The organism is Aeromonas sp. RU39B (assembly GCF_900156095.1).
Lineage (GTDB): Bacteria > Pseudomonadota > Gammaproteobacteria > Enterobacterales > Aeromonadaceae > Aeromonas.
On the sequence record NZ_FTMJ01000004.1, the window covers coordinates 293032 to 304971 of the forward strand.

Genomic DNA, 11940 nt, shown 5'->3' on the forward strand with positions numbered 1-11940 from the left:
TCAAGCAGACCGGCTCCGGGCATTAGATGCGAGGTGGTTTCATAAGGATTAAATCCGGCGCAGACACCACATAAAGTAGGCGCCGCCAATCAGGGTCGAGACCAGTCCGGCCGGTAGCTCCTGCGGATAGAGCCATTGCTGGCCAGCCCAGTCGGCCAGCACCAGCAGCAGGGCGCCGCCAATCCCGGCCCCGAGCAGTTGCTCGCGGGCGCGCACCAATCCCAGCATGCGAGCCAGATGCGGTGCCAGCAGGCCGACAAACGACACCGGACCGATGACCAGCGTTGCGGCGGCGGTGAGCAGGGCAACCAGCAGCAACAGCAGCAGTTGACTACGGCGGGTATTGAGCCCGAGCGCGCTGGCCGCAGCTGTGCCGAGTGGCAACAGCTCAAGCCAGCGGGTAGCCAGCAAGCCCAATCCCAGCGCCAGCAGTGCCAGTGCCAGCAAGCCGGTCGCCAGCACTGGGGTGATAAAGTAGGTCGAACCCGACAGCCAGGAGAGCAGCATCTGTACCCGTGGATCGCCGTTGTTCACCGCGATGCTCTGCAGTGGCTCGAGCATGGCGGTGATGGCTATGCCGCTTAGCAGTACCCGCTCTGGCTGAAAGCCGCTGCGCAGATTCAGCCCAACCAGCAGGAGCAGTGCCAGCAGCGCGCCGGCAAAACCGGCACCGAGCAGCAAGGGAAGCGGTAGCATCGGTAATAACAGACCGGCGGACAATACCCCGACCACGCAGCCGCTGCTGACCCCAAGCAGCTCCGGGCTGGCCATGGGGTTGCGACTGATGCGCTGTAACAGCGTGCCGCTGATGGCGAGCAGCAGGCCGACGCTGGCCGCGCCCACCATGCGCGGCAGGCGCCACTCAACCAGCATATTCCACTGGGCCCACGGCAACAGGCTCCAGCCCTCGCGTCCCTGACCGACCAGCAGCACCAGCAGACTGGCAATAAATAGGGAGATCAGTAACCCGGCAAGCAGACGCCACGGCCAGGGATGACGGTGAGTCGTCACCGCCTGGGCACTTTGCGGCGGCCCTTGACGGCGCGCCAGACGAGGCAGCAGCCAAAGCAGTAGTGGCGCACCAAACAGGGAGGTCATGGTGCCGGTTGGCAGCAACCACTGGCTACCCTCTGTGAGCCATTGCAACAGGGCATCGGTGGCCGCCAGCATGCCGGCCCCAAGCAGGGGAGACCAGAGCAGCCGCTGGCCAAGGGTTCGCACCCCCAGCAACCGCACCAGCGCCGGGGCAGCCAGACCGACAAAACCGATGATGCCGGCCACACTCACCACGCAGGCGGTCAGAAACACCGACAGCAGCAAGGTGATAAGGCGCAACTGGCGAAGTGGCAGCCCCAGGCTTTTGGCGCTGGCTTCATCCAGGTCGAGCAGCGCCAGCGGGCGCTTGAGCAGCCAGGTGGCCGCCAGGGCAAGGGTCAGATAGGGCAGCAGGCGCAACACCCCATCCCAGCTGTCCTGACTGAGCGAGCCGCTGCCCCAGATCTGCAGGCCCTTGAGCTCTTCTTGATGAAACAGCAACAGGGCGCTGTTGATGGCGCCGAGATATAGGCTCACCACCAGACCGGCAAACACGATGACCAGTGGCGTGAGCTGGCGGCGCCAGGTCAGCAGATAGACCAGTCCGAGCGCGGCGCAGCCACCGGCCAGCGCCACCCACTCGCGGGCGACCAGCAGCGCCGGAGCCAGCAGGGTGGCACACAGCAGGGCCAGTTGGGCGCCAGAGGCTACCCCCAGCGTGGTCGGCGAGGCGAGCGGATTGCGCAGCACCTGTTGCATCAGCATGCCGGAAAGCCCCAGCGCGGCGCCGGCCAGCAGGCTCAGCACCAGTCGCGGCCACCAGGCAAAGTGAACCACCAGTTGGCGCGGGTCGCTGATACTCGGGTCGAGCAGGCCGTGGGTCCAGAGCGCTGGCGGCAGCAGGCGCGCCAGTTGCAGCAGGGCAAACAGGAGGGTGATGAGCAGCAGCAGGCTGCCAAGCGGCGCGGCCGGGTAACGACGGGCAATCATGAGGCACCCTTAGAGAGCAAGGCGGCGGTCAGGTTATCGGCAAAACGCTGGGCAGAGGGGACGCCGCCAAAGCTCCAGATGACCGGTAAATAGAGCGGTGGATGTTGCTTGAGCACAGCGAGGTTTTGCCACAGCGCCGAGCGTTGAAGTCGCTCGCGCACCCCGAGTGGGATGGGTTCAACAATCACCACCTGCACGTTCTCCAACGTGGCGAACTGTTCAATGGCGGCCGTGGAGAATCCCCAGTAGTTGGTCTCCTGTTGCCAGGCGTTGCGAAGGCCCATGCGTTCGATCACCGACTGGAACATGCTGTGTTTGCCGTAGATGCGCACATGGCGCTCATCGATAAACTGCAGCATCAAGAGCGGGGTGGTCACCGCATGCAGCGCCTTGCCCTTACTCGCCAGATCCCGGCTGAGGTTATCAAGCAGCTGGCGCGCCTCTTGGGGTTTACCGATAAGCTGACCGACGCCCAGCGTCTGCTCGCTCAGTTGCACCCAGTAATCTTTTTCGGGGGTATAGAGCGCCACCGTGTGTACCGGCGCGATGCGCTTTAATACCGGCTCAAGCGGGGCAGCCATGGGCGAGATAAGGATCATATCTGGCGCCAGTTCACTCAGTAACTCGCGATTGGGCTGGCCGCGCAGACCGATATCGACGGTGGTGGCGGGCGGAAATGGCTCGCCCACCCAGTTGCGATAAGAGGTGAGATCCGCCATGGCCACCGGGGGTGTGCCAAGCGCCAGCAGGGTTTCGCCAATGGTCCAATCCACGGTGGCCACTCTGGGGGTGGCGAGAGTCGGCAGGCTCAATGCCAGCAGCAGGGTCAGCAATAATGCGCGCATTGCCACCTCACTACACCACGGCAATCGGATGGTGATCCTGCGGATGCGTGATCACCTGCATCGGCAGGCCATAGATGGCGTGCAACGTGTCGCTGTTCATCAGCTCGCTCGGCGCGCCACGGGTCAGCACCGCGCCACTGTGCAGGGCGATCAGCTCGTCACAATAACGGGCTGCCATGTTGATGTCGTGGATCACCACCACCACGCACAGACCAAGCTGACGACTGAGGCGTTGCACCAGACTCATCACCTCGACCTGATGAGCCACATCGAGCGCGGCCAGCGGCTCATCAAGCAGGATAAAGCGGCTCTCTTGCGCCAGCAGCATGGCGAGCCACACCCGCTGCCGCTCGCCACCGGAGAGGGTATCGACCAGCCGCTCGGCGTAAGCCTCGGTGTGGGTCAGGGTAATCGCCCGTTCAATCTGCAGCTTGTCCCCCTCACGGGTGCGGCCGAGCAAACCCTGCCAGGGGTAGCGGCCAAACGCCACCAACTCGCGGCCAAACAGGTTATCGGTGGGCGGCAGATGCTGCGGCAGATAGGCCACGCGGCGGGCAAAGGCGCGGCTCTCCCACTGCTCGAGAGGCTTGTTATCCAGCAGCAGCCGGCCGCTACTCACCGGTTGCTGGCGGGCCAACAGCTTGAGCAGGGTCGATTTGCCCGAGCCGTTATGGCCAATCAGGCCATACACCCGGCCCTCCTCAAAGAGCAAGCTGGTCGGCTGCAACAGCTGTTTGCCAGTGACGCTAAAGGTGACCTGTTCCAGTTCAAACACCGGCTGCCTCCTCGTGTTGGTTTAGACGGCCAACCACATCGCTAAGTGCCGCGCGCTCTGCGCTACCGAGTTCGTGCAACTGGCCGCTGCGCATCTCCAGCAGGCGGTCAGCCAGCGCAAAGTAGTGATCGTCGTGGCTGATGGCGACCACGGTCTTGCCCATCTCGCGCAGACGCGGCAGCAGTACCTGATAGAAGATGCGGCGAAATTGCGGGTCTTGATCAGCGGCCCACTCATCAAACAGCATGATGTCGCGCTGCTCGGCAATGGCCAGTAACAGGGCGACCCGTTTGCGCTGACCCTGTGAGAGGCGGATATCGAGGATGCGATCACCGTCGAGTTGCAGCTTGCTACCCATGTTGAGGCGAGTGAGCCACTCGTCGATGTCGCGGCTATCGACCCCTTGCGGCCCCAGCAGGCGATCAAACAGGTAAAAATCGGTGAAGATGGCGGAGAAGAGCTGGCGGTAGGCCTCTTGGTCCTCAACCGGTTTGCCATCGAGCCGAATACGGCCACTGACCGGGCGATAGAGACCGGTTAGCAGCATGGCCAGGGTCGATTTGCCCGAGCCGTTACCTCCAATCAGAAACACTTGATCGCCACGGGTCAGGGTCAGCGAGAGGGGACCAACGGCAAAGCCGCTGCGCTCGCTTTCCCGTCCCTGATAGGCAAAGCTCACCTCCTCGAGGGTCAGTGTCTGCCATGGCTGGGCGGCCTTTTGCGCTGGGAAGTCGGGTCTGTGCTCGGCCAGCGCCAGGGCGCGCACCTTGTCAAAAGCGACTTGGGCGGCAATCAGGGTCGGCAGAGCGCCGATAGCCTGCAGCATGGGCGTGCGCAAAAACAGTAAGGTCAGGGCGAAGGTGGCGGCAATCTGGTTGTTGGCCCAGCCGAGGGTATTGGCGAGGAAGAACGCCAAACCAATGGCGCCGAGCATCATGATGTTTGACCAGTTCACGGCACTCAAGTGATAGGTGTCGGCGCGAATGACATGCTCACGAAACTCGCGGGCGTTGGGTTCGTACTGATCTTCATACAGAGCTTGGGCGCGCTGGCGATTGAGCATCAGCTCGCGGCTGCCGTCGATGATGGCCTGATAGTCCTGATAGAGGCGATCTTCGGCGCCACGCACCAGCTTCAGATGGTGATAGACCCGCTGCACCATCATCCAGCCCAGTACCAGCGTGACCACCACCCAGATAGCCGTGACCATAAACATCGAAGCCGAGAGCCAGATCAGGTAGAGGCTGGCCCCCAAGGTCAGGATGCTACCTTGCACCAGCTCCGGCAGGCGCACAAAGGCCAGCGTGATGCTGGCGATATCTTTCGAGAGCGACGCCAGCAGCGGTGCCTGACCGATGTCGCGCAGCCGCTCTACATCAGTATCGAGCACCTGCTTGAGCAGCTTGCCACGCAGGTTATAGACGAAGTGGTGGCCAAGTGTGGTGAGTGCCAACTGCGAGCCGAGCGTTATCAGCAGCAAAAGCAGGATCAACCCAATCAGCTGGCCAAGCACCCATAAGGGTTCATCCACCGAGGTAATCAGGCGTTCGTTGATAAAGGCGATCACACCGATGCCGAGCAGGGCGCTCAGCAGGCTGAGCAGAGTGATGATGACGAAAGGCCAGCGATAGTGGCGATAAACCAGCGAGAGCAGTTCCATGGGGTGTGCGTCGGACTCTAAATGGCAGGCCATTGGCGTGACCTGCAGGTAGATAACCAAACGGCCTTTGCTCCGACGCCGGCGAGACGAGTCGGGCAAACCCGGCCAGATAGGCTGGGTGCTCATTCATGGGGCTTGCGTGAGCGCCATGGCGGCAGAACCGGTGATCGCCCCGCCAGCGGGCCAACCGAGCTGCCGGCTGACAAGGCGAGGCGATAATAGCGCAGGGTCAAAAAGGAAGCGACTCTTTAATTGCAAATCATTAGCGTTTGTTGTCTCATCTTGTTTCTGTCATTTCCCTAACGCAACTACCCATGTTTCCATTGAGCCCGACAAGCCCAACGCCGCAGCCCCGGCCGCTGGACAGCCTGCCAGCCGAGGGCACATCGGGCGTGCGTTTTAACCGGATTGACCGGGTGCTTGAGCACATTCATGGTCATCTGGATGAGGCACTGAGCGTGGAGACGCTGGCGGCCACCAGCTGTTGGTCACGCTGGCAGTTGCAGCGGGTATTTCTCGAAGAGACCGGCTTTACCGTGGCCAACTATGTGCGCGAGCTAAAGCTCAGCCAGGCCGCCGATGCCTTGCTGCGCAGCCCCGAGCGCATTCTCGATCTGGCGCTACGGATGGGCTTCTCTTCCGAGGTGAGTTTTTGCCGCGCTTTCAAGCAGCAGTTTGGTTGCTCGCCCGGAGTCTATCGGCGGCGTGGTCTGCGGCTGGGGATCAAAACACCGCTGACCACGCTCATCCCGATTAACCGTCCCGAGGCGGGGCGGCGAGTGCAGGTGCGGGTTGAAAGTCGCCCGGCCATGGCTCTTAGCGGTCTCTCTGGCCCGATCTGCGGCTTGTTCGCCGAGCGTCCCGATTTTACCGAGAAAGTACCGCAACTGTGGCGGCAGCTGGCCGAGCGAATGCCGCGCTGCCCGTGGTCTTCGGTCGCGCGCATCGGCGTGGTGGATGTCAGTGGCCCTGCGGCTGAGCGTGGCGAGCTGCAATACTGGGCTGGAGTGTCGAGTGACGTGGCAGGTCTGGAGCAATTTCGCGTGCCGCCACAGACCTATGCAGTGCTGACCCACAAAGGGCCCATCGGCTGCCTGTCTGAATCGCTACTCTGGTTTATTCGCCACTGGCTGCCCCATTCAGCCTACCGTGGTCTGGATGGCCATGAGCTTGAGATCTATCCGCCCGGTTATTGTTCGGCCAACCCGGAAGGGGAGATGAGCTATTGGCTACCGGTCGCACCGCGTTAAGGCGCGGCAAGATGCCCCAAAATGTTAATTCTCGGATGATGGCTATCCATAAAATGTAAATGACAGTCATTATCATTTAAGAATAACCATCCGAGGATTCCATGTCGCATCACCTTCCAAGCAAGCCGACCCTGCTGGCCATTCTGGTTAGTGTCTTGTGCGCGCCGCCGCTCTATGCCGCCGACAACACGGCTGCTGACAACTCGGCCGATCAGAGCGCCGCGACCAGTGACGAAACCGTTGAAGTGCTGGGGCAGACTTATCGCAATACGGCGACCAAGACCAAGTTGACGCCGGAAGAGACGCCGCAGGCGATCTCCGTGGTGGACAGCGAGACGCTCGAGCAGCGCGGTGTGAGCTCGGTGAGTGAGGCGCTGCGCTATGTGCCGGGGGTCAATACCGAGCTGCGCGGTGGTGCGGTGTCCCGGCTGGATCTCTTTAACATCCGTGGCTTTGATAACTATCAGAACAGCTATGACGGACTGCTGCTGCAATACAACGGCTGGAACCTGCAACCGCAGATTGATCCCATTGCCATCGAGCAGGTGGAAGTGTTCAAGGGGCCGACGTCAGTGCTCTATGGCAGCATGCCGCCAGGCGGCATGGTCAACCTGATTGCCAAGGCGCCGCGTCATGAGGCGATCACCGATGTCAGCGTGGCTACCGGCACCGGAAATCTCAAAGAGACCACGCTCGACAGTAGCGGGGAGCTGGGTAATCCGGATGTGACCTACCGTCTGGTAGGGCTGGCGCGGCAGAAGGATGGGCAGGCCAACACCTCCGAGCAGGAGCGCTATGTGTTTGCGCCGTCGGTTGACTGGCAAGTGACCGACAAGACCCTGGTAAACGTCAATCTCTACTACCAAAAAGACCCGGCCATGGGCATCTATACCACGGTGCCGGCCAGCGGCTCGGTCTATAGCAATGCCCACGGCGACATGAGCGCCGATACCTTCCTTGGTGACAAAAACTGGAACCACTACGACAAGGATGTGACGCTGGTTGGTTACAAGATCAACCACGAGTTCGGCAACGGCTGGGCCTTCTTGCAAAATGCCCGTCTGTTTGATGGCAGTGCCTATCAGCGCAACACCTATAACGCTGCGCTCAACAGCGATGGGCGCACTGTCAATCGCAACGCCTACATGACCGATGAAGAGTCCCATGGCATCGTGGTGGATAACCAGCTCTCCGGACTGGTGACACTCGGTCAATGGCAGCACAACCTGCTGCTGGGGGTGGACTATCAGCGCCTGCACTCGACCGTTGGCTATCTTGATACCATCGATTACAGCGCCGGCAGTATCGATATCTTTAACCCAAATAACAGTCAACTCGATGGCGACAACCTCACGTTCAACTATCAGGATGATGAGGATATCCGTCAGAGCCAGACCGGTTTCTATCTGCAGGATCAGCTGCGTTTTGACCGCCTGGTGCTGATCGCCGGTGGCCGTTTCGATCTCTATCGCGCCGATACTGACAGCGACACGCTCTATTACAGTACCGCCAGCACCACCCACAGCCGAATCGATCAGCAGCAGTTCACCTGGCGCAGCGGCGCCCTGTATGAGCTGGGTGGTGGCTTCTCTCCCTATGTCAGTTATGCCGAGAGTTTCGAGCCGGTCGCTGGCATCGACAAGCATGGCGATGCCTTCAAACCCTCGACCGCCAAGCAGTGGGAAGGGGGCGTGAAGTACCTCTCCGGCGATGGCAGCAAGACGGCAACCCTGGCCGCGTTCCACATCACCAAGGAAAACTCGCTGGTGACCGATCCGGACAACGTCTATGGGGCCAAACTGCAGACCGGTGAGACCGTCTCGAAGGGGATTGAGCTCGAAGGGCGTTGGGATGTGACTGACCAGTTCAATCTGGCGGCCAACTACACCCGTCTGCATATGGAGATCACCCGCGATACCACTGCGCTGCAGGGCAAGACACCAGTATGGGTGCCTAATCAGACCGCGTCGCTGTGGGCCAACTACCGCTTCGAGCGTGGTCTGGTGCAGGGCGTAACGCTGGGCAGCGGGCTGCGCTATGTGGGTGAAGCCGAGATTGACGCCATGAATACCGGCAAGGTGCCCGATTACGTACTGCTCGATGCGTCGGTGCGCTACGACCTCTCCTACCTCAATAGCAAGCTCAAGGGCGCCGAGGCCGTACTGACCGCCACTAACCTGTTCGACAAGGAGTACTACTCCTGCTACGACACCAGCAACTGCTGGTTCGGCGCCGAACGTAACATTGAAGCGCGGCTGAAGTATCGCTTCTGACCGCCGGATAACAGGACGCCATGACTCACGCACTCACCCGCTTGTTTACCCTTGCCCAGCAACATATTGCCCTGCTCAAAGAGGGGGAGGGCGCTCCCGGCATGCAGAGCGTGAGTCTGGTTTCGCCTGAGCCAAGCCGCGCCGTGATTGCGGCGCTCTATCGTCATTGGGAAGAGCATTACCCTGAGGCTGGCGCGGCCTATTGGCAACTGCGAACCTGGGGCATGCTCACCTGGCAGCCGGTCTATCTTGCGCTGATTGGGGTGCACGGGGCGCAGTTGGCCGCGCCGCTCGGCGCGCTTGAACAACACGCAAGCCAAGGGTGGCTCTCCGGTTATAGGCTGACCGGCTCACCCCGGTTGGAGGGCGCAGAGACCGCCGCGCTCATTGCCGCTGCGGCCAATGAGTTGAGCACTCTGTGCGATGGACTCGCTGCGCTGTGGCCCGAGGCGCCGCGTGAGCGGATGCGCGGCGAGCTGCTCGCTGACACCGTGTGCGTGGCGCTGGAGTTTGTGGCGCCCACATTGCCGGGGCGGCCGGATTGGCGTGAGTTGGCCGCGCCCTGGTTAACGGCGCTGGGGTTGGCGCCGCCCAATAAACTGGCCCTCTCGAAAGAGGGCCATTACGTGCGTCGGCGCTGCTGCCTGCACTATCGGCGCAGCGATGGGGCGCTCTGTGGTAACTGTCCTAAATCGCACAACAGCGCGCCCCCCGTGCCCAAAATCAGGCTGCTTCCCCGCTCTGATCGTCGTCAGGCAACCAGCTGACCGGATTGGGCAGGGCATTGAGCAGGGCCGGCAACCTGGTGCTGGCAAAGGCAAAGGTCCACTCTGGCAAACCAGGTGTAAACATCAGCTCGTCATGGCTAAGCAGCGCCGGATCAACCAGCAGCGGAATATGCGCAGGCAGGGCAAACGGACACACCGCCCCCGGCAGACAGCCGGTCACTTCACTCATCTCTTCATCACTGCACAGGGATGGGCGCGAGCCCAGCAACGCCTTGACTCGGCGGCTATCGAGCCGACTGTCGCGGTGGGTCAGCAGCAGTGCATGGCGGCCATCGCGGCAGCGCAAAAACAGGCTCTTGGTGGGGGCGGCTTGCCAGCCCAACGCCTCGGCTAACCGGGCATCGGTGGCAAAATCGAGAATAGGCTCATGCTGCCAGCACTGAAACTGCACCTCTGCCCGCTCAAACAGGCTGATGCAGTGTTGGTGGATCTGCTCTAACATCGCGCGCTCCTTATTGCCAACGGGCCAGCAGTTGCAGGCAGAGTTGGGCAGCCAGGGTCAGCATGATGCCACCGACCAGCAGATCTATCCCCTGTTTGACTCTGGGTTGACTCAGCACCGGGGCAAAGCGCGCCGCGCCAAGGGACAGGGTATTGAACCAGATAAATGAAGCGAGCAGGCAACCCAGCGCAAACAGTGGCCGCTCGCTGCCGCCCATCTGGCTGCCGATGGAGCCCAGGATCACCAGCGTATCAAGATAGACATGGGGGTTGAGCAGGGTCACCGCCAGCGTAGCCAGCAGCACGGCGCCACGGCTACCAAGGCGATGCCCTTCCCGGCGCTCACCGGCCGCCTGTGGGCGCCAGGCACTGCGCAGTGCCATGCTGCCGTAGGTGGCCAGGAACAGAATGCCGGCCAGCGTGATGGCCGACAGCAGCAGCGGTTGGCTGCTCATCAAGGCGCCGGCACCAAATACGCCGAGCGTAATCAGAAACACATCGCAAAAAATGCAGACAGATGCCACCAGCATATGGTGATGGCGGCGGATCCCCTGATTGAGGACGAAGGCATTCTGGGCGCCGATGGGCACAATCATGGCAAGACCCAGAGTCAAACCCTGCCAAAGCGGGGCGGTATCAGTCATGGCGAACTCCTTTAACGCAATGGCGGCAGCTTACGGACTCGCATTTATTTAGTGAAACTAATAATCTTTATTAAGTATCAGTTTTGCTAATGAGGTGGAGATGCGAGGCCTTGATTATCAGTGGTTAGAGGCGCTCGATACCGTGGTGATCAACGGTGGATTCGACAAGGCGGCACAGGTGCTGTTTGTCACTCAATCGGCGGTCTCACAGCGGATCAAACAGCTGGAAAAATGGTTGGCCCAGCCGGTGTTGGTGCGCGAAACGCCGCCACGGCCGACGGCGGTGGGTCGCCGTCTGCTGGGGTTCTACCGGCGAGTACAGCTGCTCGAATCCGAGCTGCATCCTGCGCTGGCGCCGGACGGTCTGGATGCACCACTGCCGGTGGCGATTGCCACCAATGCTGACAGCCTGGCCACCTGGTTGCTGCCGGCACTGTCTCCCCTGATGCAAGCCGGCAGGCTGGTGCTCAACCTGACGGTGGATGATGAGAGTCGCACCCTCAACCGGCTACGCTCGGGGGAGGCGGTGGCGGCCATCAGCAGTGAGCCGACGCCGATGGCGGGCTGTATCAGCGATCGTTTGGGACAACTGGAGTATCTGTGTGTCGCCAGTCCGCGCTTTATCGAGCGCTATTTTCCTGATGGGGTGCACGGCGCAGCCATGACCCGGGCGCCGGCTGTGGTGTTTGACCAGCACGATGACATGCACGGCGGCTTTCTGGCCGAGCGCTTTGCGCTCTCATCGGTTAACTGGCCGCGCCATGTGGTGCGCTCGTCCGAGGCGTTTGTCCAGCTGGCGACTCAAGGCGTCGCCTACTGTCTGATTCCGGACCTGATGATCAGGGAGGAGCTGGCCTGCGGTGAGCTGGTGGATCTGATGCCGGGGCAAGGGGTGGTGCGTACCCTCTATTGGCATCGTTGGGCATTAGAGAGCGGGTTGCTGGCCACCTTGTCGCAAGACTGTATCAGTCACGCTCGCCGCGTGTTGCAACAGTAATGGTGCACAAATAAAAAAACGGCGCCAAAAGGCGCCGTTTTACTGCGTGACTGCGGGCTGGATTACAGCACGTGCACGGAGGAGGTGTTGGTGGTGCCGCTCGGTACCAGAGCACCGGAGACCATCACAACGATGTCACCCTTCACGCCCATACCGGTCTTCAGCGCCACGTCCATACCGATACGATAGAAGTCGTCGGTAGAGGCGATTTCGTCAACCACGTGAGCAACCACACCCTTGGA

General features: G+C 61.3%; 11 protein-coding genes. 4 read left to right on the forward strand and 7 right to left on the reverse strand.

Annotated elements, in window-relative coordinates:
* Nucleotides 1-48 precede the first annotated feature (48 nt).
* Genes fhuB through BW958_RS08810 form a run of 4 tightly spaced genes read right to left on the reverse strand, consistent with a single transcriptional unit; the run spans nucleotide 49 to nucleotide 5305 of the window.
* Nucleotides 49-2025 (reverse strand): Fe(3+)-hydroxamate ABC transporter permease FhuB, encoded by a 1977-nt coding sequence (gene fhuB / locus BW958_RS08795; protein WP_076575352.1) that lies wholly within the window; start codon nucleotides 2023-2025, stop codon nucleotides 49-51.
* Complete coding sequence (locus BW958_RS08800; protein WP_076575353.1) at nucleotides 2022-2870, reverse strand: ABC transporter substrate-binding protein; 849 nt, start codon at nucleotides 2868-2870, stop codon at nucleotides 2022-2024. Before BW958_RS08800 ends, fhuB begins: the two co-directional genes overlap by 4 nt.
* 10 nt (nucleotides 2871-2880) lie before the next feature.
* Entirely contained in the window at nucleotides 2881-3645 is a 765-nt protein-coding gene (locus BW958_RS08805) for an ATP-binding cassette domain-containing protein (protein ID WP_076575354.1), read from the reverse strand.
* The gene (locus BW958_RS08810) at nucleotides 3638-5305 is read right to left on the reverse strand and encodes a multidrug ABC transporter permease/ATP-binding protein (protein WP_076575355.1); all 1668 of its coding nucleotides are present in this window, start codon (nucleotides 5303-5305) and stop codon (nucleotides 3638-3640) included. Before BW958_RS08810 ends, BW958_RS08805 begins: the two co-directional genes overlap by 8 nt.
* A gap of 314 nt (nucleotides 5306-5619) precedes the next feature.
* On the opposite strand from BW958_RS08810, the gene BW958_RS08815 reads away from it, so the two are divergent.
* The 3 genes from BW958_RS08815 to BW958_RS08825 all read left to right on the forward strand — a co-directional run bounded on the left by BW958_RS08815 (nucleotide 5620) and on the right by BW958_RS08825 (nucleotide 9595).
* A complete protein-coding gene (locus tag BW958_RS08815; RefSeq protein ID WP_083687286.1) occupies nucleotides 5620-6555 on the forward strand; it encodes an AraC family transcriptional regulator in 936 nt (311 codons plus the stop codon).
* A 101-nt stretch (nucleotides 6556-6656) separates the two neighbouring features.
* On the forward strand, nucleotides 6657-8828 hold the full coding sequence (locus BW958_RS08820; protein WP_076575356.1) for a TonB-dependent siderophore receptor: 2172 nt from the start codon (nucleotides 6657-6659) through the stop codon (nucleotides 8826-8828).
* A 20-nt stretch (nucleotides 8829-8848) separates the two neighbouring features.
* Complete coding sequence (locus BW958_RS08825) at nucleotides 8849-9595, forward strand: siderophore ferric iron reductase (protein ID WP_076575357.1); 747 nt, start codon at nucleotides 8849-8851, stop codon at nucleotides 9593-9595.
* Here the strand turns inward: BW958_RS08825 and BW958_RS08830 are convergent.
* Together BW958_RS08830 and BW958_RS08835 are read right to left on the reverse strand one after the other, a co-directional pair.
* Nucleotides 9552-10058, reverse strand: coding sequence for a YbaK/EbsC family protein (locus BW958_RS08830; protein WP_076575358.1), 507 nt, complete (start codon nucleotides 10056-10058; stop codon nucleotides 9552-9554). The two genes, BW958_RS08825 and BW958_RS08830, sit on opposite strands and share 44 nt — an antisense overlap.
* Nucleotides 10059-10068: 10 nt before the next feature.
* Entirely contained in the window at nucleotides 10069-10701 is a 633-nt protein-coding gene (locus BW958_RS08835; protein WP_076575359.1) for a LysE/ArgO family amino acid transporter, read from the reverse strand.
* A 100-nt stretch (nucleotides 10702-10801) separates the two neighbouring features.
* On the opposite strand from BW958_RS08835, the gene BW958_RS08840 reads away from it, so the two are divergent.
* Nucleotides 10802-11698, forward strand: coding sequence for a LysR family transcriptional regulator ArgP (locus tag BW958_RS08840; RefSeq protein ID WP_076575360.1), 897 nt, complete (start codon nucleotides 10802-10804; stop codon nucleotides 11696-11698).
* A gap of 62 nt (nucleotides 11699-11760) precedes the next feature.
* Here BW958_RS08840 and BW958_RS08845 read toward each other — a convergent pair.
* The coding region (locus BW958_RS08845; protein ID WP_076575361.1) for a pyruvate kinase alpha/beta domain-containing protein at nucleotides 11761-11940 on the reverse strand (180 nt) is incomplete at its 5' end.